Here is a 22,680-nt window from a genome sequence, read left to right on the forward strand (position 1 = left end):
GACTCCGTGGCCGACGTGGGCGGGGAGGCCGCCGAGGAGGTCGGGGTCGGCGTGGTGCAGGGCCCACTCGCGGCAGACCTGTTCGAAGTGGGGGCCGAGGACGTTCGCCACGAAGCGGCGTCGGCTGGCCTGCCAGACCCGGGCCGCGTTGCCCGGGCGTTCGAGTTGGGGCCAGACCGGGCGCATCACCGCGTGGTAGAAGCCGATCAGGGGTTCCGAGATGCGGTAGGTGGAGCGGTTGGCGCGGAAGGCGTCCGCCTCACGCTGGAGCAGTCCGGCGTCCTCCAGGACGTTGATGGGGTGGGCGATGTCGGTGGCCTTGCGTTCCAGGTAGCCGGCCATGCCGCCGCGCGTGGTGTGGCCCTCGGCCACCGCTCCGAGTACCGAGAGGTAGAGCGCGGTGTCGCGCAGGTCGGGTTCCTCGGCGAGGAGGTAGCGCGCTTCGCGGAAGAGGGGCGTCTCCGGGTTCAGTACGGTGCGGATCACCCAGTCGTCGAAGTCGTCCGGTCCCGAGGGGCTGTCCCCGCGCGCGAACTCGCGGCGGTAGGCGGGGGTGCCTCCCACGACGGCGTGTACCTGAAGGGCGAGCCGCGGGTCGGTGATGTCCCAGAACCGGGCCGCGAGTCGGTGGTCGAGGGAGCGGACCACCAGTTCCAGGCCTGCACGGCCCCGTAGCGGCGCATTGCCGGACAGCAGGCGGCCCATGAAGGTCAGCGCGGAACCGCAGAGCAGGAGGCGGGTGCGGGAGGTGGTGCGTTGCTCGCGCAGGGGGCGCAGTGCGTTCTGGATGATCGACGGCAGCTCCGGGTTCGCCTTGGCCAGGTAGGGGAATTCGTCGATCACCACCGGCACCGGGCGCTCGGTACCCAGAGCGAGGAGGGCGTCCACCGCTTCGTGCCAGTCGGCGAAGTGGTAGGGGCTGGGAGGGCGGACGTGCGCGGTGAGGGCCGCGCTCAGGCGGCGCAGGGATTCGGCGTCGGCGGCCTCCGTCGCGCCGAAGTAGAAGCCCCCTGTCGCCTCACAGGCCGCTTCCAGCAGGAAGGTCTTTCCCTGGCGTCTCCTTCCGGAGACCACCCCCAGCGTCGCGCCCGGCTGGGTGTCGGTGACGAACCGGGTCAGGGCTGCCCACTCGTAGTCGCGGTCGAACATGTCGGCGGGCTTGTCCATGCGCGGCCTCATTTATAGGAGTACGTTTCTATAAACTGTATCCCTATAACGCGCGAGAGGGCCGTCTCTGCGTCCGGGGGGGGGGCGTGGCTCAGCCCGCCGTCGTCAGCCGTCCCCGCCCCCGTCGGCCCCGCAGCCCCTCCCACGTCGCCCCCAGCGCCAGCGACTGGACCAGGGCCGACAGCACGATGCCGCCGATGAAGAACCAGGTCGGGGCCTCGCCGCCCCAGACACCCTCGCCGAGCCAGGCCACGAAGCCGAAGGTCGGGAAGGTGAACAGGGCCGGCCAGATCCAGATGAGGGAGGCGTCGGGGCTGGTGGCGAAGAGGGGCGTCAGCGCGGCGACCGCCATCGCGCCGCCGACCACGGCGAGGTATGCCGCCGAGACGCGGTTGGCGACCGTCAGGCGGGTCAGGTGGGTGAGGCTGGCGACGGTGCGTGTACGGGTGGTGTTCATCGGGTTTCGGTCTCCCCGGAGGTCGCTTTCCGGCTGGGTGTTCCCTGCCTGAACGTGCGTGTCCAGGGTCGGGCGGGAGCGGCCTCCGGGGCCTGAGTACCCGTACTCAAGTGGGACCAGGCTTAGACCGTCAGCGGGACCTCGTGGATCTCGTCCGCCTTGTGCCCCGCGCGTTCGTGGACGCGCTGGACCGCGTCGGCCGACGGGCCCTCGGAGAGGCAGTAGATCGTGCCGGAGTCGGGGTCCGCCCACGCCCGCTCGAAGTGGACGTTCTCGTCCTTCTCCAGGGCGAGGTCCGCCTGGTGGGCACGGTGGAGCTGGTCCGCGGTGATGCCGTGCATGCCGTGGTGCACGTCCATGAAGTGGGCCATGGCGGCGCACCTCCTTCGGGAGCTTCTTCCTGCTCCTTCCAGGGTGCGCGCGCACGGCGGCCGGGGCGAACCGGCCGCCGTGCGCGCGCACCGGTGTGCTGTCGCGTCAGCCGCACTGGCAGGGGTTGCCCGACTGGCAGCCGCAGCCGCAGCCCGAGCCGCAGCCGCAGGCAGCCAGCAGGGGCAGGGCGCGCGGCTCCGGGGGCTGCTCGGTGGGGCGTTGCCGGGTGGGGTCGGGCTGCTTCGTGCCGAGAGTGCCGGGCGTGCCGGGCGTGCTGGGGGAAACGGGCATGGTTCCTCCTGGAGGCTGGTGTGCCTCGGTCCATTGCACGCCCGGGGCGGCAGTCGCATCAACGGCGCATTGGGGTGACCTCTCGCGCCCCCGGCACGAAGACCGGTGGGCTCAGGCGCCCTCGGCCTGGGTCATCGGCTGGATGTCCGGCTGGAGCTCGTCCGCGTGCTCGCCGGTGACCAGGTAGACGACGCGCTTGGCGACCGCGACGGCGTGGTCGGCGTAGCGCTCGTAGTAACGGCCGAGGAGAGTGACGTCCACGGCCGTCTCGATGCCGTGCTTCCAGCGGTCGTCCATCAGGTGCTGGAAGAGGGTGCGGTGCAGGAGGTCCATCGCGTCGTCGTCCTGCTCCAGCTGGAGGGCCAGGTCGACGTCCTTCGTGATGATCACCTCGGCCGCCTTCGCCATCAGGCGCTGCGCGAGCTGGCCCATCTCCAGGATGGTCGCGTGCAGGTCGTGCGGGACCGCGCGCGCCGGGTAGCGCAGTCGGGCCAGCTTGGCGACGTGCTGGGCCAGGTCGCCCGAGCGCTCCAGGTCGGCCGACATCCGCAGCGAGGTGACGACTATGCGCAGGTCGGTGGCGACCGGCTGCTGCCGGGCCAGCAGGGTTATCGCCCGTGCCTCCAGCTCGTGCTGGAGCTCGTCGACCTTCTGGTCGCCCTCGATGACCGTCTCGGCCAGCTTCAGGTCGGAGTCGAGGATCGCGGTCGTGGCGCGTCCGATCGCCGACCCGACCAGCCGGGCCATCTCCACCAGACTGTCGCCGATCGAGTCAAGTTCCTCGTGGTACGCGTCCCGCATCAGGGTTCCCTCTCGTACGTCCGTATGGGGGGCTCGCTCCGGCTCGCGCCGGCTCGGACCCCTTGCCGTGCCCCCACGCTTACACGTTCCGGCCTGTACGCGTCCGTTTCCGGCACCACAAGTGAATCGTCCCTGGCTCCAAGGTGAACTCTGGGCGACGAGTGTTCGAGGTCGCAGGCCGAGGGCTGGGGCAGGGTCGTGCGCCGTGCCTAACCTGGAGGCATGGACGTGAACGCGGCGGTCGCCGCAGCGGCAGCGATCGCCGGAGTGCTCACCGGCGTCATCGCCATGCTGGCGTTCCGCTGGAGCGAGCGGGAGCAGAAGCGCCCCACGCGCACCTCGCTCCACACCGACCCCGTGCTGCCGCCGGGTGTGGACACCGTCCTGTCGGTGCTCCGGTCCTCCGCCGTCGTCCTCGACGAGGCCGACGGCGTGGTCAAGGCCAGCTCGGCGGCGTACGCCCTCGGACTGGTCCGGGGCGGCAAGCTCGCCGTCGAGCCGATGCTGCAGATGGCCAGGGACACCAGGCGGGACGGGGAGATACGGCAGGTCGAGCTGGACCTGCCGAGGCGCGGGAACGGGCGGGGAGAGGCCCTGGCCGTCTCCGCGCGTGTCGCGCCGCTCGGGTCGCGGCTGGTGCTGCTGCTGGTCGAGGACCTCACCGAGGCCCGACGCATCGAGGCCGTACGGCGCGACTTCGTCGCCAATGTGAGCCACGAGCTGAAGACGCCCGTCGGGGCGCTCTCGCTGCTGTCCGAGGCCGTCATGGACGCCTCCGACGATCCGGAGGCCGTGGAGCGGTTCGCCGGGCGGATGCAGATCGAGGCCACCCGGCTCACCAACCTGGTGCAGGAGCTCATCGACCTGTCCCGGGTGCAGAACGACGACCCCCTCGACGACGCCGAGCCCGTCCGGGTGGACGAGCTGGTCGCCGAGGCCATCGACCGCTGCCGGCAGCAGGCCGGTACCAAGCAGATCACCATGGCCGCCGGAGGTACGGCGGATCTGCACGTACGCGGCAACCGCGGCCAGCTCGCCGCGGCGCTCGGCAACCTCGTCGAGAACGCCGTCAACTACTCGCCCGCCCGCACCCGCGTCGGCATAGCCGCCCGCCGCGTGGGCGCGCCCGGCGGCGACCTGATCGAGATCGCCGTCACCGACCAGGGGATCGGCATCTCCGAGAGGGACAAGGAGCGCGTCTTCGAGCGCTTCTACCGCGTGGACCCGGCCCGCTCCCGGGCCACCGGAGGCACCGGTCTGGGTCTCGCGATCGTCAAGCACGTGGTCGCCTCGCACGGCGGGGAGGTCACGGTGTGGAGCGCCGAAGGCCAGGGCTCCACCTTCACGCTGCGGCTGCCGGAGTCGGGCCCCGCCCGCGACCGCGCACCGCGGTACCACGACCGCGCCGGGACCGGCGACGAGACCGAGCGGTCGTCCTCATCCCCCCATACTTCCCCGTACGAAACGCTTCCCGCCCCGGAGGTCCTTCCGTGACCCGTGTGCTCGTCGTCGAGGACGAGGAGTCCTTTTCCGACGTCCTGTCGTACATGCTCCGCAAGGAGGGCTTCGAGGTCGCCGTGGCGACCACCGGCCCCGACGGACTCGACGAGTTCGAGCGCAACGGCGCCGACCTCGTCCTCCTCGACCTGATGCTGCCCGGCCTGCCGGGCACCGAGGTCTGCCGCCAGCTGCGCGGCCGATCGAACGTCCCCGTGATCATGGTGACGGCCAAGGACAGCGAGATCGACAAGGTTGTCGGGCTGGAAATAGGGGCCGACGACTACGTCACCAAGCCCTTCTCCTCCCGCGAGCTGGTCGCCCGCATCCGGGCCGTACTGCGCCGGCGCGGTGAGCCGGAGGAGGTCGCCCCGGCCGCCCTGGAGGCCGGTCCCGTCCGCATGGACGTCGACCGGCACGTGGTGACCGTGGGCGGCACCAAGGTCGACCTGCCGCTGAAGGAGTTCGACCTGCTGGAGATGCTGCTGCGCAACGCCGGCCGCGTGCTGACCCGCATGCAGCTCATCGACCGGGTGTGGGGCGCCGACTACGTCGGTGACACCAAGACCCTCGACGTCCACGTCAAGCGGCTGCGCGCCAAGATCGAGCCGGACCCGGGCGCGCCGCGGTACCTGGTGACGGTGCGGGGGCTCGGGTACAAGTTCGAGCCGTAGAGCGGCCGGCGCGTCGACGCCTGCGGCGGGTACGGAAAAGGGCGGGGCCTCCGGAGAGGTCCCGCCCTTCTTCGTCGTTGCTTCGTTCCGTACGGTGCTCAGTGGCCGGCTTCGGTGCCGGTGCCGGTGCCGGTGCCGGTCTCGGTCCCGGTGCCCTCGGAGGTGCCGTCCGTGGCCGCTCCGGTCTCGCTCGCCTCGCCGGACGGCTCACCGGTGGCGCCCTCGGTTCCGGTGGCCGACTCGTCGTCGGACGGGGCGCCCGACTCCTCCTGCGAGGGCTCCGCCGACGCGCCGGGCACCGCCGGGACGTCGCTCGGGCCCCACTCGGAGAAGTAGCTCTCGGCGGGTACGACGAAGGCCTCCAGGCTCACCTCACCGGTCTTGCTGAAGGTGAAGGTGATCTTCTGTGCGTTGCCGTCCTGGATGGCCTCGCGGCTGCTGGGCAGGACGGCGGAGGCGTTGCCCTCGCCGCCGAGGACCAGGGAACCGCCCGCCGGGACGGTCAGGCCACCGTCCGCGCCCTTCTCGCCCTCGGCGGGCTTCAGCTCGGCGGACTTGTCCGTGCCGTCCACGGTGATGGACTCGAGGACCTGGTCCGTCCTGCCGTTGTTGAACAGGGTGGCGGAGACCACGGCCGGGCCGGTCGACTCCAGGTCGGGCTGCGTGATGACGACCGCGTTCTGGATCTGGATGTCACCGACCGTCGTCGCGGCGTTGTCCGGCTTGATGTTCAGCGTCTGGGCGTTGTGACCGGCACCGCACGCGGCGAGCGAGGCGATCGAGAACGCGATGGCGGCGGCGGCGAGGGCGCCGCGTCGAAGGCTGCTGCTCACGGCGGCGGCAACTCCTTGGACTCGAGCGAGGCGGCGGCAACGGATAAAGCCGCCCTAAGTGACTGTCAGCGGCCTCAGGCTACCGAGCCGTTCCCAGGCGGTCGCACCCGACCCTCCCCGAAGGTGATCCGCTTCGCCCGGCAGGCGGTAGGACGGGCGGCGCGGCGCCCTCCCGGGCGGGGCGTGCGGCGGAGCGCCGGCGGACCGCTTCGTACATCGTTTTGCGGCCCGTACTCGTCCGCCATTCAGATAAGAAGCCCTCCGCCATACCGGTCGCCGATCGGTGCGCGAATTTTCCGTGAAGGAATGCGCGGACGGACAGGAAATTGATCATCCGGGGGCCGGCCGGGACGGCTCGTGATCAATTCCGGAATCGGCCGGAACCCCGTCCCGGTCACCGAACGGAGTAGCGGAAGTCGCACGCCTGGAACCGGACATATGGGGATCTTCGGGCGGGTGGGAGGGCCTCCGGATGTGTGTGACGTGCGCGTTTCGCCCGGCCTGAAGAGCTGCTCCGACCTGCGAATACTTTCTTCCGCTCGCCCGGCGCAGCACGTTCATGTTGCTGTTGTCAAGCCCCGAGATATGCCCTGACCTGCGAAAACGCCATTCAGAAGACGTCGAATCCGTGTTACCCTGGATAGCCACGGAAGGGGTACCTGTCACATGACGTTCAAGGTTGGCGACACCGTGGTCTATCCCCATCACGGGGCCGCGCTGATCGAGGCTATCGAAACTCGCCAGATCAAAGGCGTGGACAAGACCTACTTGGTGCTGAAGGTCGCCCAGGGCGATCTGACGGTACGTGTGCCAGCGGACAATGCGGAGTTCGTCGGCGTGCGTGATGTGGTCGGTCAGGACGGACTGGACCGGGTCTTCGAGGTGCTGCGCGCGCCGTACGCCGAGGAGCCCACGAACTGGTCGCGTCGTTACAAGGCAAACCTGGAGAAGCTCGCCTCCGGCGACGTCATCAAGGTCGCGGAAGTCGTACGCGATCTGTGGCGCCGGGAGCGCGAGCGTGGACTCTCCGCCGGTGAGAAGCGCATGCTCGCCAAGGCCCGCCAGATCCTGGTGAGCGAGCTCGCTCTTGCGGAGAACACCAACGAGGACAAGGCGGAGGCCCTGCTCGACGAGGTGCTCGCCTCCTGACGCGCCTCCCGGGGCGGGACGCGGGTAGGCGTCCGCCCGGTTCAGCGCACTGAAATGCCGCGGTGCCCGATGACATCTTTGCTGTCGCCGGGCGCTGCGGCATGTTCGTACCCGGACGTCGTCCTCGTACGATCAACCCGGGGGACTCGTCCCCCGGTCCTGGCGTGCCGGGCCCGGGCTGCTGGCTCGACCAGGGTCACGGAAGGGTCCGGTCGAGGCGTCGCGCCCGGCACGGTGAGGCCATACCCAACTAGGTCGAGCACACAAACCTGACAGGAACCGATGTCTGACGAATCGCGTCCCTCGCCCGCCGACACCCGTGTGAACATCCGGACCGCGGCCGTCATTCCGGCCGCCGGTCGGGGCGTACGGCTCGGCCCCGGCGCCCCGAAGGCCCTCCGCGCGCTGGGCGGGACGCCCATGCTCATCCACGCGGTGCGGGCGATGGCGGCCTCCCGCCGGGTCTCCCTCGTCGTGGTCGTCGCCCCGCCCGACGGCGCGGCCGAGGTCAAGAGCCTGCTCGACGCGCACGCGCTGCCCGAGTGGACGGACTTCCTCGTCGTGCCCGGGGGCGAGTCGCGGCAGGAGTCCGTACGGCTCGGGCTGGAGGCGCTGCCGGACGAGTACGGCATCGTCCTCGTCCACGACGCGGCCCGGCCGCTGGTGCCGGTGGACACGGTGGACGCCGTGATCGAGGCCGTACGGGAGGGTGCCCCGGCCGTGGTGCCGGCGCTGCCGCTCGCCGACACGGTCAAGCAGGTCGAGCCGGCCGCGGTGCCGGGCGAGCCGGAGCCGGTGGTGGCGACGCCGGAGCGGGCGCGGCTGCGTGCGGTGCAGACGCCGCAGGGGTTCGACCGGGGGACGCTGGTGCGGGCCCACGGGACGGTGACCGAGAACGTCACGGACGACGCGAGCATGGTGGAGCAGCTGGGGCTGACCGTGGTGGTCGTGCCGGGGCACGAGGAGGCGTTCAAGGTGACGCGGCCCCTCGACCTGGTGCTCGCGGAGGCGGTGCTGGCGCGCAGGAGGCTGAACGATGGGTTCTGAGGGTTCTGTGACGGACGGGTTCTTGGTGCTGCCGCAGGTCGGGATCGGGACGGACATCCACGCCTTCGAGGACGGGCGCGAGCTGTGGTGCGCCGGGCTGAAGTGGGAGGGCGAGGGGGCCGGGCTGGCCGGGCACTCCGACGCGGACGTCGTCGCGCACGCGGCGTGCAACGCGCTGTTCTCGGCGGCGGGGCTCGGGGACCTCGGGCAGCACTTCGGTACCGGGCGGCCGGAGTGGTCCGGGGCGTCGGGGGTGACGCTGCTGACGGAGGCGGCGCGGATCGTGCGGGCGGCGGGGTTCCGGATCGGGAACGTCGCGGTGCAGGTGGTCGGGCCGCGGCCGAAGATCGGGAAGCGGCGGGACGAGGCACAGGCGGTTCTTTCGGGCGCGGTGGGGGCGCCGGTGTCGGTGTCGGGGGCGACGACGGACGGGCTGGGGTTTCCGGGGCGGGGGGAAGGGCTGATGGCGGTGGCTACGGCGTTGGTCGTGCGGGTGGGTTGAACGGGGGGTGAGGTGGCCCGGCGTTGTGTTGGGTGCCCGGCGCCCGGTGCCCGGCGTGCCGTTGCGGGGCTGCGCCCCGCACCCCGCCAGGGGCTCCGCCCCTGGACCCCGGCCTGTGCCCACCCACCACCCGACTCGCTCGGCCAAGCGGTGGGCGTCGCCTTCGCGCGGGCCGGGGAGCAAGAGCGGCCGCGTGCCCGTGGCACTGCCCGGCGCCCACTACCCTGGAGGGGTGACTATTCGCCTGTACGACACCAGCGCCCGGCAGATTCGTGACTTCGCCCCCCTCACGCCGGGCTGCGTCTCGATCTACCTGTGCGGTGCCACCGTTCAGGCCGCCCCGCACATCGGGCACATCCGTTCCGGGCTGAACTTCGACATCATGCGCCGCTGGTTCGCGTACCGCGGCTACGACGTCACGTTCATCCGCAACGTCACCGACATCGACGACAAGATCATCAGGAAGGCCGGGGACCAGAACCGTCCCTGGTGGTCCATCGGGTACGAGAACGAGCGGGCGTTCAACGACGCCTACGACGCCCTCGGCTGCCTGCCGCCGACGTACGAGCCCCGCGCCACCGGGCACATCACCGAGATGGTCGAGATGATGCGCGGTCTCATCGAGCGCGGGCACGCCTACGAGGCCGAGGGCAACGTCTACTTCGACGTACGGTCCCTGCCCGGGTACCTGTCGCTGTCCAACCAGGACCTCGACGAGCTGCGCCAGCCCTCCGGCGAGGGCGAGAGCGGCAAGCGGGACCCGCGGGACTTCGCCATGTGGAAGGCGGCCAAGCCGGGGGAGCCGAGCTGGGAGACGCCGTGGGGGCGGGGCCGGCCGGGGTGGCACCTGGAGTGCTCCGCGATGGCGCACAAGTACCTGGGCGAGGAGTTCGACATCCACGGGGGCGGGATCGATCTGATCTTCCCGCACCATGAGAACGAGATCGCCCAGGCCAAGGGCTTCGGCGACGCGTTCGCGCGCTACTGGGTGCACAACGCCTGGGTCACCATGAGCGGCGAGAAGATGTCCAAGTCGCTCGGCAACAGCGTGCTCGTCAGCGAGATGGTGAAGACCTGGCGGCCGGTCGTGCTGCGGTACTACCTGGGCACGCCGCACTACCGCTCCACCATCGAGTACAGCGAGGAGTCCCTGCGCGAGGCCGAGTCGGCGTACGCGCGGATCGAGGGCTTCGTGCAGCGGGTGACGGAGCTGGCCGGTCATGCCGTCGAGCCGGCCGCCGAGGTGCCGCCCGCCTTCGCCGAGGCGATGGACGACGACCTGGGCGTCCCCGGGGCCCTCGCGGTCGTGCACACCACCGTCCGGCAGGGCAACAGCGCGCTGGCCGCCGACGACAAGGACGCCGCCGTCGAGCGGCTCGCCGAGGTGCGGGCCATGCTCGGGGTGCTGGGCCTGGACCCGCTGGCCCCGCACTGGGCGGGGGAGCAGGAGCAGGGCGAGGACCTGCGGCACGTCGTCGACAGCCTCGTACGGCTCGTGCTCGACCAGCGGGAGTCCGCGCGGGCCCGCAAGGACTGGGCCACGGCGGACGCCATCCGCGACGAGCTGGGCCGGTCCGGCCTGGTCATCGAGGACGGCCCGCAGGGGCCCCGCTGGAGCCTCGGCTCCCGCTGACCCGAGTCCTCACTCTCAGAGCGATACTCGTAGATCGATTGTGCCGCCCGGCCCTCCGGGCGGCACACTGCATAAGACGCACGTACGACGCACACTCCCGTAGAGAGCGGAGACAGGTAACTCATGGCCGCGAACAACCGCCGCATGTCCGGCAAGAAGGGCGCGCAGGTCGGCAGCGGCGGCAAGCGGCGCCGGGGCCTGGAAGGCAAGGGGCCGACGCCTCCCGCCGAGATGCGCAAGGGGCACGCCAAGCAGCGGGCCGCCAACGCCAAGGCGCGTCGCGCCACGGGACGCACGCAGCAGCGGCGCGGGGGCGGACGGTCCACGTCCGAGCTGGTCGTCGGCCGCAACCCGGTCTTCGAGGCGCTGCGCGACGGCGTGCCCGCCTCGACGCTCTACGTCCAGCAGTTCATCGACAACGACGAGCGGGTGCGCGAGGCGCTCCAGCTCGCGGCCGAGCGCGGCGGCATCAACCTCATGGAGGCGCCGCGTCCCGAGCTGGACCGGATGACCAACGGGCTGAACCACCAGGGGCTCGTGCTCCAGGTGCCGCCGTACGAGTACGCGCACCCCGAGGACCTGGTCGCCGCCGCCCACGACGAGGGCGCGGACCCGCTGATCGTCGCCCTCGACGGCGTGACCGACCCGCGCAACCTCGGTGCCGTCGTCCGCTCCGTCTCCGCCTTCGGGGGCCACGGCGTGGTCGTGCCCGAGCGGCGCGCGGCCGGCATGACGGCGGGCGCCTGGAAGACGTCCGCCGGCACGGCCGCCCGTACGCCGGTGGCCCGCGCCACCAACCTCACCCGGGCGCTGGAGCAGTACCAGAAGGCCGGGATCACGGTCGTCGGCCTCGCCGCCGACGGCGAGGCCGAACTCGGTGAACTGGAGGCCCTGGACGGTCCCCTGGTCGTCGTGGTCGGCAGCGAGGGCAAGGGCCTGTCCCGGCTCGTCGGGGAGACCTGCGACGTCCGGGTGCGGATTCCGATGCCGGGCGGCGCCGAGTCGCTGAACGCCGGTGTGGCGGCGGGGATCGTGCTGTACGAGGCGGCACGGCGCAGGCGCTGAGCCGGGAACGGGGTTTCGACTCCGTCACCCACACGGGGTGTTCCGGGCTGTCCGGGCGGGCTTGACGCGGTCCGGACAGTTCGGCGCGGTCAAGGCAGTGTCCTAACGACACATCACTCGGTTAGATGAGTGTGGACACCAGAACACCCCGCACACCCACGGGGGACCGCTCGTCGGGATACGACGACGCTCCCGCGCTGAGCATGGTGAAGGTGCCGAGCGATCCGGCCCAGGTCATCGTCAATCACGCGAGCTTCCGCGTGCAGCTCGGTGCCTCCGCCGGGCGGACCCGGTCCCCGCGGATCGCGCGGCACTTGAGCGCCACCCAGGACACCGCCCGCATGCCCGGCCTCACGGGCACCGCTCCGGCCGCCGCCCGCCGCCGCGCCGTCGTCTGGAGCGGGCGTTCCGACCCGGACGACACCGGCGCCCACCGGCTGCTCCAGGCGGTGCGGGCCGGAGCCGGCCGCCACACCGAGGACCCGGCCGCCGACACCTCCGTAGACGCCGGAGCGACCCAGGTCATCCCCCGCGTCGACCTCGACGGCGGCGCCCCCGGCCACGAGGGCTACGACGGTTACGACGGCTATGACGACGGGCCCGCCACCCAGACCCTCGAGACGCCCCTCGTCGGCGCCCAGCGCGGCCCCGTCCCCGAGGGCACCCGGCTGCTGCCCGCCATGCGCACCGTCGGCAGCGCCTACGACGAACCCGCCTACGCCGGCGAGGACTTCACCGCCGGACCCGGGCAGTACGGCGACGACTACGGCGCCGACTACGACGAGGGTTACGACGAGGGCACGGAAGAGCCCGAGCCGCGCACCCGGCGGCACGCCGACGACGACGCGCGGCACGCCTACTTCCCCGGCCGCCGCATGAACCTCGGCGTCGTGCTGCTCCCGCTGCGCGTCTTCCTCGGCTTCATCTCCATCTACGCCGGCATGGGCAAGCTCTGCGACCCCGTCTACTTCGACGGCGGCGAGCGCGGCTCCATGGTCACGTGGCTCAACACCCTGCACCCGTGGGACGTCGCCGAGCCGCTGCGCCAGTTCGCCCTCGCCCACCCCGTCGGCGCCGGGCTCGTGATCGCCTTCCTCCAGGTCCTCGTGGGCGTCCTGACCGTCCTGGGCTGCTGGCAGCGCGTCGCCGCCGTCGTCGGCGCCGGACTGTCCGCCGCGCTCCTGGTCACCGTCAGCTGGAAGAGCGTCCCCGTCTACGACGCGCCCGACATCATCTACCTCGCCGCCTGGTCCCCGCTGATCATCGCCGGCGCGCCCGTCTACTCCGTGGACGGCAGGCTCGCCGGCAACGCCTGGCGGCGCCTGGGCCCCCGCGCCGACATCTGGGACCTGCGCCGCTACGTCCTGCGTCGCGGGGCCCTCATCACCTTCCTCGTCGCCGGTGTCACCCTGCTGGTCGGCTCGCTGCTCGGCGGTGCCGTCCGGGACGCCGACCGGGTGGTCGTACCCGGCCCCGGCGAGGCCCCGCGCAACGAACTGCCCGGCTCCCCGCTCCCGCAGGAGCCCGGCACCCGCGAGCCGAAGACCTCCCCGGAGGCCTCCGCCTCGCCCACCCGTGGCGCCACCGGTGACGCGGCCACCCCGTCCGAGGACGCCGCGGCCACATCCGGAGCCACCCGGGACAGCGGCAGCGCGACCGCCGGGACCACGCCCAGCCAGACCCAGGGCACCACGGGCCAGGCTCCGCCGCGGCAGTCCTCCCCGGCCGGCGAGGCACCGAGCACCACGGCGGGACCGACCGCGGGCGGCACCACGACCGGCGGCGGCAGCGGCTCAAGCGGCGGGAGTGGCGGCAGCGACAGCGACGGCGGGGGCTCCTCCTCCACCGGTGAGCCGGGGGGCAGCCGCCTCGTGGGCGGCCTCCTGGGCTGACTCCGGCGCCCGGGGCCGGGAGGTTGTGGCCACTCACAGACGGTGAGTGGCCACAACCTCCCGGCCCCGGGCGGAGCACGTCCTGTTGGCGCGTCAGTGCTCCGAGGAGTACGTCAGGAAGTCTGCCCACGCTTCCCGGGTGACCGCGAACCGAGGGCCACCCACGCTCTTGGAGTCACGTACGTGCACCGCGCTCGGCGTGGCCGCGACCTCCACGCAGGAGTTGCCGTCGCCACTGCTGCTGTAGCTGCTCTTGAACCACGCCAGCGTGGAGTCGTCGCCGGGGGTGGGATTGCCGCTCATGATTCTCCAAGCATCTGCTCGATGAACGCCCGCGACTCTCGGGGCGTGAGCGCCTGGGCCCGGATCATGCTATAGCGCAGGTCAAGGATGCGGATCTGCTTCGGATCAGTCACGGGGCGGCCGTTGAACGCTCCTTCGGTGCGCCCCACCGCCGTACCGTCTGGAAACTTCAGCACCTCGATGATCCCGCCAGTGCCGAAGTGTTCTTCAACGTCCGCAGGCATGACCTGGATCGACACGTTCCGCAACTCCCCCAGCTCAAGCACGCGTTCGAGCTGTCGGCGCCACACCATTCTGCCCCCGACCGGCCGCCGGAGCGTCGACTCTTCCTGAACGAAGCTGAGCGTCGGCGCAGGTGACCGCTCGAAGATCGAACGGCGATCCATGCGCGCGGCCACCATGCGCTCTGTCTCCTCGTCCGAGTAGGCGGGGAGCCACGCGCCGAACAGCGCCCGCATGTGCTCCTCGGTCTGCAACAGACCGGCGATGTTGCTGTTCTCGTACACCCCGTTCTCGACCGCCCGGGCCTCCATCTGCGCCAGATCCCGCACCTTCTTCGGGTACCGGACCTTGGCCACGTCCTCCTTCATCGCCGAGATGAGACCACCCGCGTCCAGTACCTCGTCCGCCCTGTCCAGATACTCCTGCCGGGGAATCCGCTTGCCTCCCTCCACCTTGTAGACAAGGTCCTCCCCGTACCCCACGGCCGCTCCGAACTCGCCGGCCCTCATCCCCACGGCCTCGCGCCGCAGCTTCAACTGCCGTCCCACCGTTGCGATGACCGCGATGCCCCACTCGTCGTCCGGGTCGACCTCCCACCCCGGCTCATCCGCGTCATCCCCGAGCCGCCCCGCCTCCGCCTCGACCGTCATTTCGTGCGCCCCTTCGTCGTGCTCGCCGCGTTGCCCTCAGCGCCCTACCCGCACGCACCACCCCGACAGCACCGACACCACTGGACAACCACCGGACAGTCACTGCACGCACCCGCTGAGTCACTTTTCACGGTACGCACACGTCGCCACGCTCTGTGACGTGAACGAGAAAACCGTGGAACTCCCGACGTCCGTCCGCAACTTCAGCGTGCAGCTGTCTCCCACGCCACGCGGTGCCCGTCTGGCCCGTCTGCTCGCGACCCGCCGTGGGCTGCTGCTGGTCGAGGTGCTGGCGGATCGGTGGGGAGTAGCCGAGGGACGCTTCCCGCGCAAGACCGTCTGGGCCGAACTGCGCTGTACTCCACCGCAACCCACGTTCTGAGGTTGCGGTGCCGTCGGTGCCCTACCAAGAGCAAGAACTCGGGGAGAAAGGACCTCGCCAAGCCCCACCCCTCCCGCCCGAGGCGCGTGGTCACTCGGGCGGGTGAACATCACCGGCTCAGCTGGATTTCAGGGGTCCCAACTCCCCTACTCTCAGCGCAAACAACCGAAAAGGCATCGGCCCCCGCTGGGACAGCAATCCCGGTGCGAGGGCCTACCACCAAGGAAGCAAACCCTAGGAACTTCCCGATGGATACCCAAAACCCTAGCGCGCCCACGCGCGCCCAGTCAGCCCCCGCCGCCAATCCGACCCGTACGCGTCACCACGGCGGCGGCATCACCCACGAGAACACCCGCCACACCACCCGCTTCGTGGTGATCGGCAACCACCTCGTCCAGCACAAGGAGCTGTCGCTCCTGGCGATCGGCCTCAGCTGCCACCTCCAGTCGCTGCCCACCGGTGCGGGCGCCGACATCAAGACGCTCACCGCCCGGTTCCCCGAGGGCCCGACCCGCATCGCCGCTGCCCTGCGCGAGCTGGAGGCCCACGGCTACCTGCGCCGCGAACGGCACCGCACGACCACGGGCCGCATCGTCACCCGCACCGTCTCCTGCAACCAGCCGCAGGCGGCCCGTCGCGAGCCGGCCAACACCGGCGGCTGCCCAGACCGTCCGCCTGCACCGCCCCGGCAGCACCGCCCGTCAGAGCGACCGCCAGCACCCGCCGAGCAACAGGAGCAAGCACTCCACCCGCCGCGCACCGAAACCGGCATCCGGAGCGGCCACCGCCCTCACCCCTGCCCCCGCAAGGCCCTCCCCACCGTCCCCCAGCCCAGCTGCACCGCCCCCGCCCTCCTCCAGCAGGCCACCGACCTTCTCGCCACCCTGCGCCGATACGACCCCCGCCTCCTGCTCTCCGCCACTGACACCGCCCACCTGGCCCCCGGCGTCGCCGCCTGGCTGGAACGAGACGTCACCCCCAGCGGCGTACGCCACGCCCTGACCGCCGATCTGCCGGACGACCCGTTGCGCCGCCCCGCGGCCCTCCTCGCCCACCGCCTCACCGCGCAGCTGCCACCCCCGCCGCCGTTCACCGCCCCGGTCGGTCCGCCACCACCTCGCTACGAGGTACGCAACTGCGACGGCTGCGACCGCGGCTTCCGCGCTGCCGGGACCGAAGACCGCTGCCGCGACTGCCGTGCAGCGGCCGGCCAGGTACGGCCCTGGACACCCCCTCGGCATGCCCCTTCACATACTCGCTGACCAGGAGAAACGGACCCCGATGTTCGCGCCCCGATACCCCAGCAGTGCCGGACGACTACCCTGGCCAGTGCATACCCGGGAGGACTCCATGAGCACTCAGGCCGACCACGGACACGAGCTGGTCCCGCGTCCCGAGCAGACTCCGGACGCGCTGCGGGCCGCCCTCGCCGTCGTCGCACCCGGGCGTCTGCCGGAGATGCAGCGGACCAAGGACGAGGCGTTCGCCAAGGCTCTGGAGTGGCAGTCGCTCAGCCCGGTACGCAGCTGGGTGCTGGCCTGGGCCCGTGACATCGAGATCGCCCGTCGACCCGACCTCGCGGCCCGCCACGCCCGGGCCACGGACAACCTGGAACACGAGGACGCGGACACGGCCCGTGAAGCCCTGCGAGAGCTGAGCGCCGTCCTGGACGAGGCGATGAAGGCAGTCCGCGCTTGAGCTGGGCCTGGGAGTACGCCTTCGGTGCCGAGGAAGCCGCCCGAACCGCCCCGCAAGTCTTCCTGACCGCCGTGGAGCGCAAGGCCGCCGAGCTGGTCAGGGCGGCAGAAGCGCGGTACCTGCACGGCCGTGCGTACGGCGGAGACGATCCGAAGGGTGGCGACATCACGGTCCCTGGTGGGATGTTCACCTACCAGATCGTCGTGCGGGACGAACGCGTCTACGTCGTCCAGATCACCTACCTGGGCTTCTGATGTGGGCCCTCAGCGGCCGCCCAGGGCCGCCAGCTCCCGTGCCGCCTCCGTCAGGTCCTTCGCGGTGTCGATGGCACGCCAGTAGGAGCCCTGCGGGATCGGGAAACCGGCCAGCCGGCGCTCGCGGGCCAGCCTCGGGAACGTCGTCCGCTCGTGGTCGCCGCGCTCCGGCAGCATCGTGGCGAAGGCGGGGGAGAAGACGTACACACCGGCGTTGATCTCGAAGGTCGACGGCGGTGCCTCGATGAAGTCGGTGATGTGGCCGAAGCCGTCCGTCTGCACGGCACCCCACGGCAGCCGCGGACGGGCCAGGGCGAGGGTCGCGACGGCGTCCCGCTCGGCGTGGAAGTCGGCCATGTCGCGCAGCGAGAAACGGGTCCAGATGTCGCCGTTCGTGGCGTACCAGGGCCGGTCCGGGTGGGGCAGGTGCGCGGCGGCGTACTTGAGGCCGCCGCCGCGGCCCAGCGGCTCGGTCTCGACGACGGTCGTGACGGAGAGCGGCAGGTCGGCGCCCTCCAGCCACTTCTGCAGCACCTCGGCCAGGTGACCGCAGGAGACCACGACGTCGGTCACGCCCTCCTCGGCGAGCCAGGCGAGCTGGTGGCCGATGATCGGGGTGCCCGTTCCCGGGATCTCCACCATCGGCTTGGGACGGTCGTCGGTGTACGGGCGCAGCCGGGAACCCTGTCCGCCGGCCAGTACGATGGCTTGAACGGGGCGGCGGGACGCGGCGTTCGGATCGGTCATGGCCCGAACTGTACGCGGCGCCCCGCGGGACCCGGGCAGGGTCCTCAGCCCGTCCTCAGCCCGCTACGGGGCCGTCGGCTCCTCAGCTGTGCGCGGCCAGCACGCCCGAGGCGAAGGCGGTGTCGCAGACGGGGCGCGCGTACGACTGGGCGCGCGTCGGGCCGTACACCTTGACCGCGGCGCGGCCGAGGGCGCGGGCGATGGAGGCGCAGTGCCCGGCGAGCGACGGGCGCTCGTTCACGGCCTGCTGGAGGTGGGTGAGGGCCACGCCCGGGTCCTCCTCCTGCAGTTCGGTCAGCAGCCGGTCGCGCAGCACCTCGTGCGGGGCGCGCTTGGCGGCTTTGGCGGAGGACGCCTTGGCGCTGGAGGCTTCCGACGCGGCGAGCACCGAGTCGGCCGAGTCCCCCGACCAGTTGACCCGGGTGACCGCGAGGGTCCCGGAGAGCACCAGGACGACGGGCAGGACGAAGGCGAGAGAGCGGCCGATCCGGTGGGCGGGGCCCCGGCCGCGTCGCGTCTGTCGGGTGGTGGAGTGCTTCACGGAGTGCTTCACGCGAGTGAGGGTAGCGCCCGGTAATGATTTGGCGACATTTAGTCACCTTTTCGGGGGATGAAGAGCGGCATCGAAATGGGTAAGGGGTTGACGCACACTGCTCGAAACGTCCGTTGTGCCGGGGTATTTGTCGACAACGGGAAGAGCCCCGCAGCAGGCCGCGGGGCTCTTTTCGTCAACGCGGGTGAATTCACCCGGCCGTGTGGTTTCCGTCAGTCGGTGTCAGCCGGCGTCAGTCGGAGAGGCGCTCGCCCGTGGAGGACGAGAAGACGTGGCTCTCGCCCGGCCGGGGCACGACGTGGACGGTCGTGCCCTTCTCCGGCACCGCGCGGCTGCTGACGCGGACCACGAGGTCCTTCGTCTCGCCGCCGACCTCGACCGTGCCGTAGATGTAACCGTCGGCGCCGGTCTCCTCGACGACGTTGACCGCGACCGCGAGGCCCGCCGGGGCGTCCTCGGAGTCCTTCGACAGGGACTTGGACACCCCGCCGTTCAGCTCCACCACGTCGAAGTGCTCGGGGCGGACGCCGACGGTGACCGTGCGGTCGCCCTTGTCGGCGGCGGCCGCCAGGGCCTCGCGGCTGATCGGCACCACGCTGTTGCCGAACTTCACGCCGCCGTCGGTGATCGGGACCTCGATCAGGTTCATGGCCGGGGAGCCGATGAAGCCGGCGACGAAGAGGTTGGCGGGCTTGTCGTACATGTTGCGCGGCGAGTCGACCTGCTGGAGCAGACCGTCCTTGAGCACCGCCACGCGGTCGCCCATCGTCATGGCCTCGACCTGGTCGTGGGTGACGTAGACGGTGGTGATGCCCAGGCGGCGCTGGAGCGAGGCGATCTGCGTACGCGTGGAGACGCGGAGCTTGGCGTCCAGGTTGGACAGCGGCTCGTCCATGAGGAACACCTGCGGCTCACGCACGATCGCGCGGCCCATCGCCACACGCTGGCGCTGACCGCCGGAGAGCGCCTTCGGCTTGCGGTCCAGGTACTCGGTGAGGTCGAGGATCTTCGCGGCCTCCTCGACCTTCTGCCGGATCTCCGCCTTGTTGACGCCGGCGATCTTGAGCGCGAAGCCCATGTTGTCGGCGACCGTCATGTGCGGGTAGAGCGCGTAGTTCTGGAACACCATGGCGATGTCCCGGTCCTTCGGCGGCAGGTGCGTGACGTCGCGTTCACCGATGCGGATGGCGCCGCCGTTCACGTCCTCGAGCCCCGCGAGCATGCGGAGCGAGGTGGACTTCCCACAACCGGACGGGCCGACCAGGACGAGGAACTCGCCGTCCTCGATCGCGATGTCGAGACCGTCGACGGCGGGCTTGGTGGAACCCGGGTAGATGCGGGTCGCCTTGTCGAACGTAACTGTGGCCATGGTGATGGGCCCCCTTCTACCGGCAGGAACGTGCCGGACGATCCGTTGTAGGAAGGTGGTGTGGTGTAGTCCACACGGGTGAACTGGCACAGGACGGTACCTGGCGTTCACCTGATCTGTCAGTACCTGGAGGGCTGTGAACTTCGCCGAAATTTTTCCGCATCACATCGTTCACCGGCTCTGTGTACAGTGGAGCCTCCGCGCGCGCCGTCGCGCGACGCCTCCTTAGCTCAGCTGGTCAGAGCGCCGCTCTTGTAAAGCGAAGGTCGTCGGTTCGAATCCGACAGGGGGCTCGGAAGCGAGAGCGAAGGCCCGCCGTCCACTGGACGGCGGGCCTTCGGGCGATCGCGGGGCCGGATGCCGGTGCTACTTGCCTTCCGGCAGGGGCTCCGGTTCGCAGACCGCGCCGGGCTTCGGGAGTTCTCCGTCGAGCAGGTACGCGTGGACCGCGTCGCGCACGCACGGGTTGCCGGAGTCGAAGGCGCCGTGGCCCTCGCCGCGGTAGGTGAGCTCGAAGCCGACGCCCTTGCCGAGCGCCTCGGCCATGCGGGCGGCGCCCTGGTAGGGGGTGGCCGGGTCGCCGGTGTTGCCGACCAGCATGATCGGCGCCGCTCCCGGTGCGCTCACCTCGGGGTGGTGGGCCTCGCCGGGGACCGGCCAGCCGGCGCAGGAGAGCGCGCTCCACGCCAGGCCGGGGCCGAACAGGGGTGACGCCTCGACGAACTCGGGCATCTTCCGCTCCACGTCGGCGACGGTGTAGCGGTCGCTGGAGTCGTCGCAGGTGATGGCGCGGAAGGCGTCGTTCTCGTTGCTCTCGTCCGTGGGGTCGTCCTCGGTGCCGTCGTCGTCGCTGTCGCCGCCGGCGCCGTGCTGTCCGAGCGCCTCCGCCAGGTCCGCCAGGACGTCGCCGTCGCCGCCGGCCACCGCCTCCAGGCCGACCAGGAGCGCGGGCCAGAAGGACTGGCTGTAGAGCGAACCGGTGATGGCGGCGAGCACCTCGTCGCCGTCGAGTTCGCTGCCGTCCGAGGTGGCCAGCGGAGTCTCGTCCAGGTCCGCCTGGAGCTCCACGGCGGCGTCCACGATCGCCTCGACGTCCTCGCCGATCGTGCAGCGCTGCTCGACGCACCACTCGGCGAAGTGCTCGAAGGCGAGCTGGAACCCGGCGGCCTGTCCGAGGGCCTCCTCCATCATGTCGTGGGTGGGGTCGACGACGCCGTCCAGGACGGCCCGGCCGACGTGCTCGGGGAACAGATGGGCGTACACGCCGCCGAGTTGGGTGCCGTACGAGATCCCGAAGTAGTGGAGCTTCTCGTCGCCGAGGACCTGACGCATCAGGTCCAGGTCGCGGGCGGCCTCGGTGGTGCCGACGTACGGGAGGACGCCGCCGGAGTTCTTCTCGCACGCGGCGGCCATCAGCTTGTTGAGCTCGGTCAGCGCGTCGGTCTCGTCGCCGCCGTCGTCGGGCGTCTCGTCGACCCGCTCCTCGGCCTCTTCGGCGGCCTCGGGGTCGAGGCAGCGCACGCCGCGGCTGTTGCCGACGCCGCGCGGGTCGAAGCTCACCAGGTCGTAGCGGGAGCGGAGCTTCTCGTAGTCGGGGGCGAGGGCGGGCAGGGTGGTGACGCCGGAGCCTCCGGGGCCGCCGAAGTTGAAGAGCAGGGAACCGAGCCGGTCGTCCGCGTCACCGCTGGAGCGGGCCCGGATGAGTTCGATGCCGATGGCCTCTCCGGCGGGCTTCTTCCAGTCCAGGGGCGCCTGCATGGTGGCGCACTGCCAGCGGGTGCCGTCCGGGAGCGGGGCGGGGGCCTCGCCGCCGCCCTGGATGGGGGTCGGGGCGGGGCAGTTCCGCCAGTCCAGGGTCTGCTGCCGGAAGCGGTTCTCGTCCTGTCGGTCGCTCGCCGCCGTGGCGCCGTCGGCTCCCCGGCCGCCGTCCCGTGCCGTCGGCGCGCAGGCCGCCAGGGAACAGGAGAGCAGGGCCGCGGTGGACAGCAGGGCAGCGGTGGATATCACTCGTGCTGTGGGCATGGGCTCAGGCTCTGGCCGGCCGGCCGCGGGCGCACGGTACGGCGGCCATTCGGCGCAAGCGGCCCCCCGCCCGGTGTGGGGCGGGGGGCCGGGAGGGTTCAGGTGCGGTTCGCGCTGGAGGGGCCGAAGAACTCGATCTCCGCGATGGCGACCTGCTTGTCGGCGGAGGCCGCGTGGGCCGACTCGATGGTGAAGCGGACCTTGGTGACCTCGCCGACGCGGAAGGGACGGCGCTGGTCGCCGGCGCCCTGATCCAGGGTGAGGTCGCGGGTCGTGGTGCTGCCGTCCTTGTTGGTGATGGTCGCCTTGACGCGGTGCGGCAGGGCCGACTTGTTGAGCTGGTCGGGCTTGGTGGAGGTGCCCGGGGTGATGATCAGGTCCAGCAGCCGGGTCGGCTGGGTGAAGCTGACCTCGACCCACTGGCCCTGGCCGGACTGCACGACGCCCGGGCCCCACCAGGTGTTGCTGCGCTTGTCGATGAGGAGCTCCGGCTTGTGGCCGGGGAAGGAGCGGGAGGCCGTGATCCGGTCCGGGGAGACCGGGGCCCGCTTGGCGAAGTGGTCGCGGGTGGCCTGGACGCCGTCGGGGATGTAGACGAAGCCGAGGACCGCCAGGGTGACCACTACGGCCAGGGTGATCCAGGTACCGATGCGGTCGAACACGCGGCGCAGGCGCGGCCGGTCGCCCGCCCAGGGGGTCTCGTTGCGCCGCCCGCCGAAGAGCCGGCGCCACCACGGGGCGGGGCGCGGTTCGCCTTCGTCGGTACGGGCCAGCGGCATCGCGCAGCGCGCGCAGTAGTGGCGGTCGGGCCGGTTGGGGGTCGAACACCAGGGGCAGGGCGGGCCGTTGGCGATGTCCGGCTGGTGGCCCGGGGCGCGCACCTGGGGCCGGTCGGCGTCGGGACGGCCGGGCAGCACCGGGGCGGCCGCGGGGGGCGGGGCGGGAGCGGGCGTCTCCGGGTCGGCGACGGGGACGAGGAGGGAGCGGGCGCGGTGGTTCATGGTGTCGCTGAGGGTGTTCGGGGCGGCGCCGGGCTCGGGGGCGATCGGGGTGGTGGGGGCGGTGTCCTCCACGTCGGGGGCCGGAGCGGAGGACACGGG

Annotated in this window: 25 protein-coding genes and 1 tRNA gene; 13 read left to right on the plus strand and 13 right to left on the minus strand. The window is 71.5% G+C overall.

The window, feature by feature from the left end; genetic code table 11:
* The 5 genes from KUM03_RS24465 to phoU all read right to left on the minus strand — a co-directional run.
* Positions 1 to 1,167: ATP-binding protein (locus KUM03_RS24465; RefSeq protein WP_217251465.1), on the minus strand; the 1,167-nt coding region annotated here is incomplete at its 3' end.
* A 91-nt stretch (positions 1,168 to 1,258) separates the two neighbouring features.
* Complete coding sequence (locus KUM03_RS24470; RefSeq protein WP_217251466.1) at positions 1,259 to 1,624, minus strand: SCO4225 family membrane protein; 366 nt, start codon at positions 1,622 to 1,624, stop codon at positions 1,259 to 1,261.
* A 122-nt stretch (positions 1,625 to 1,746) separates the two neighbouring features.
* On the minus strand, positions 1,747 to 1,995 hold the full coding sequence (locus tag KUM03_RS24475; RefSeq protein ID WP_019326708.1) for an SCO4226 family nickel-binding protein: 249 nt from the start codon (positions 1,993 to 1,995) through the stop codon (positions 1,747 to 1,749).
* A gap of 106 nt (positions 1,996 to 2,101) precedes the next feature.
* Entirely contained in the window at positions 2,102 to 2,287 is a 186-nt protein-coding gene (locus KUM03_RS24480) for a hypothetical protein (RefSeq protein ID WP_217251467.1), read from the minus strand.
* A 111-nt stretch (positions 2,288 to 2,398) separates the two neighbouring features.
* The gene (phoU, locus tag KUM03_RS24485; protein WP_217251468.1) at positions 2,399 to 3,088 is read right to left on the minus strand and encodes a phosphate signaling complex protein PhoU; all 690 of its coding nucleotides are present in this window, start codon (positions 3,086 to 3,088) and stop codon (positions 2,399 to 2,401) included.
* Between the two features lie 222 nt (positions 3,089 to 3,310).
* Here phoU and KUM03_RS24490 point away from each other — a divergent pair, with 222 nt between their 5' ends.
* The gene (locus KUM03_RS24490; RefSeq protein ID WP_217251469.1) at positions 3,311 to 4,582 is read left to right on the plus strand and encodes a cell wall metabolism sensor histidine kinase WalK; all 1,272 of its coding nucleotides are present in this window, start codon (positions 3,311 to 3,313) and stop codon (positions 4,580 to 4,582) included.
* Positions 4,579 to 5,259: a response regulator transcription factor gene (locus KUM03_RS24495; RefSeq protein WP_043381903.1), complete on the plus strand. Its 681-nt coding sequence runs from the start codon at positions 4,579 to 4,581 to the stop codon at positions 5,257 to 5,259. Before KUM03_RS24490 ends, KUM03_RS24495 begins: the two co-directional genes overlap by 4 nt.
* 98 nt (positions 5,260 to 5,357) lie before the next feature.
* On the opposite strand, the gene KUM03_RS24500 is transcribed toward KUM03_RS24495, so the two are convergent.
* Complete coding sequence (locus KUM03_RS24500; RefSeq protein ID WP_217251470.1) at positions 5,358 to 6,092, minus strand: copper chaperone PCu(A)C; 735 nt, start codon at positions 6,090 to 6,092, stop codon at positions 5,358 to 5,360.
* A 666-nt stretch (positions 6,093 to 6,758) separates the two neighbouring features.
* Between KUM03_RS24500 and KUM03_RS24505 the strand changes: the two genes are divergently transcribed.
* The 6 genes from KUM03_RS24505 to KUM03_RS24530 all read left to right on the plus strand — a co-directional run bounded on the left by KUM03_RS24505 (position 6,759) and on the right by KUM03_RS24530 (position 13,380).
* Complete coding sequence (locus KUM03_RS24505; protein ID WP_003953493.1) at positions 6,759 to 7,241, plus strand: CarD family transcriptional regulator; 483 nt, start codon at positions 6,759 to 6,761, stop codon at positions 7,239 to 7,241.
* Between the two features lie 282 nt (positions 7,242 to 7,523).
* The gene (gene ispD / locus KUM03_RS24510) at positions 7,524 to 8,288 is read left to right on the plus strand and encodes a 2-C-methyl-D-erythritol 4-phosphate cytidylyltransferase (protein WP_217251471.1); all 765 of its coding nucleotides are present in this window, start codon (positions 7,524 to 7,526) and stop codon (positions 8,286 to 8,288) included.
* Positions 8,278 to 8,790 carry a 2-C-methyl-D-erythritol 2,4-cyclodiphosphate synthase gene (gene ispF / locus KUM03_RS24515; protein WP_217251472.1) on the plus strand — a complete coding sequence of 171 codons (513 nt, stop codon included), beginning with the start codon at positions 8,278 to 8,280 and terminating at the stop codon, positions 8,788 to 8,790. Before ispD ends, ispF begins: the two co-directional genes overlap by 11 nt.
* A 232-nt stretch (positions 8,791 to 9,022) precedes the next feature.
* Positions 9,023 to 10,423, plus strand: a complete 1,401-nt coding sequence (gene cysS / locus KUM03_RS24520) for a cysteine--tRNA ligase (RefSeq protein WP_217251473.1) — start codon at positions 9,023 to 9,025, stop codon at positions 10,421 to 10,423.
* 123 nt (positions 10,424 to 10,546) lie between these two features.
* Positions 10,547 to 11,488 carry a 23S rRNA (guanosine(2251)-2'-O)-methyltransferase RlmB gene (gene rlmB / locus KUM03_RS24525; RefSeq protein ID WP_217251474.1) on the plus strand — a complete coding sequence of 314 codons (942 nt, stop codon included), beginning with the start codon at positions 10,547 to 10,549 and terminating at the stop codon, positions 11,486 to 11,488.
* Between the two features lie 125 nt (positions 11,489 to 11,613).
* Positions 11,614 to 13,380 (plus strand): DoxX family protein, encoded by a 1,767-nt coding sequence (locus KUM03_RS24530; protein ID WP_217251475.1) that lies wholly within the window; start codon positions 11,614 to 11,616, stop codon positions 13,378 to 13,380.
* 93 nt (positions 13,381 to 13,473) lie between these two features.
* Here KUM03_RS24530 and KUM03_RS24535 read toward each other — a convergent pair whose 3' ends face one another.
* Together KUM03_RS24535 and KUM03_RS24540 are read right to left on the minus strand one after the other, a co-directional pair.
* The gene (locus KUM03_RS24535) at positions 13,474 to 13,683 is read right to left on the minus strand and encodes a DUF397 domain-containing protein (RefSeq protein WP_217251476.1); all 210 of its coding nucleotides are present in this window, start codon (positions 13,681 to 13,683) and stop codon (positions 13,474 to 13,476) included.
* Positions 13,680 to 14,555: a helix-turn-helix transcriptional regulator gene (locus KUM03_RS24540; RefSeq protein WP_217251477.1), complete on the minus strand. Its 876-nt coding sequence runs from the start codon at positions 14,553 to 14,555 to the stop codon at positions 13,680 to 13,682. Before KUM03_RS24540 ends, KUM03_RS24535 begins: the two co-directional genes overlap by 4 nt.
* 160 nt (positions 14,556 to 14,715) lie before the next feature.
* Here KUM03_RS24540 and KUM03_RS24545 point away from each other — a divergent pair, with 160 nt between their 5' ends.
* From KUM03_RS24545 to KUM03_RS24560, 4 genes are all read left to right on the plus strand, one after another.
* Complete coding sequence (locus tag KUM03_RS24545; RefSeq protein WP_217251478.1) at positions 14,716 to 14,937, plus strand: hypothetical protein; 222 nt, start codon at positions 14,716 to 14,718, stop codon at positions 14,935 to 14,937.
* Between the two features lie 248 nt (positions 14,938 to 15,185).
* Complete coding sequence (locus KUM03_RS24550; protein WP_217251479.1) at positions 15,186 to 16,199, plus strand: helix-turn-helix domain-containing protein; 1,014 nt, start codon at positions 15,186 to 15,188, stop codon at positions 16,197 to 16,199.
* A gap of 88 nt (positions 16,200 to 16,287) precedes the next feature.
* The gene (locus KUM03_RS24555) at positions 16,288 to 16,635 is read left to right on the plus strand and encodes a hypothetical protein (protein ID WP_217251480.1); all 348 of its coding nucleotides are present in this window, start codon (positions 16,288 to 16,290) and stop codon (positions 16,633 to 16,635) included.
* Positions 16,632 to 16,889, plus strand: a complete 258-nt coding sequence (locus tag KUM03_RS24560) for a hypothetical protein (RefSeq protein ID WP_217251481.1) — start codon at positions 16,632 to 16,634, stop codon at positions 16,887 to 16,889. Before KUM03_RS24555 ends, KUM03_RS24560 begins: the two co-directional genes overlap by 4 nt.
* A gap of 9 nt (positions 16,890 to 16,898) precedes the next feature.
* Here KUM03_RS24560 and KUM03_RS24565 read toward each other — a convergent pair whose 3' ends face one another.
* The 3 genes from KUM03_RS24565 to msiK all read right to left on the minus strand — a co-directional run bounded on the left by KUM03_RS24565 (position 16,899) and on the right by msiK (position 19,558).
* Positions 16,899 to 17,636, minus strand: coding sequence for a nucleotidyltransferase family protein (locus KUM03_RS24565; protein ID WP_217251482.1), 738 nt, complete (start codon positions 17,634 to 17,636; stop codon positions 16,899 to 16,901).
* 82 nt (positions 17,637 to 17,718) lie between these two features.
* Positions 17,719 to 18,189, minus strand: a complete 471-nt coding sequence (locus tag KUM03_RS24570; protein WP_308406401.1) for a hypothetical protein — start codon at positions 18,187 to 18,189, stop codon at positions 17,719 to 17,721.
* A gap of 232 nt (positions 18,190 to 18,421) precedes the next feature.
* Positions 18,422 to 19,558: a diacetylchitobiose ABC transporter ATP-binding protein MsiK gene (gene msiK / locus KUM03_RS24575; protein WP_217251483.1), complete on the minus strand. Its 1,137-nt coding sequence runs from the start codon at positions 19,556 to 19,558 to the stop codon at positions 18,422 to 18,424.
* A gap of 219 nt (positions 19,559 to 19,777) precedes the next feature.
* Here msiK and KUM03_RS24580 point away from each other — a divergent pair.
* Positions 19,778 to 19,851: transfer RNA gene (locus KUM03_RS24580), tRNA-Thr, on the plus strand.
* A gap of 73 nt (positions 19,852 to 19,924) precedes the next feature.
* On the opposite strand, the gene KUM03_RS24585 is transcribed toward KUM03_RS24580, so the two are convergent.
* Complete coding sequence (locus KUM03_RS24585; protein ID WP_217251484.1) at positions 19,925 to 21,580, minus strand: alpha/beta hydrolase; 1,656 nt, start codon at positions 21,578 to 21,580, stop codon at positions 19,925 to 19,927.
* A gap of 98 nt (positions 21,581 to 21,678) precedes the next feature.
* On the minus strand, positions 21,679 to 22,680 hold a 1,002-nt coding region (locus tag KUM03_RS24590; protein WP_254399826.1), incomplete at its 5' end, for a zinc ribbon domain-containing protein.

Origin of the sequence: Streptomyces sp. AC602_WCS936, from assembly GCF_019049125.1 — a bacterium.
Lineage (GTDB): Bacteria > Actinomycetota > Actinomycetes > Streptomycetales > Streptomycetaceae > Streptomyces.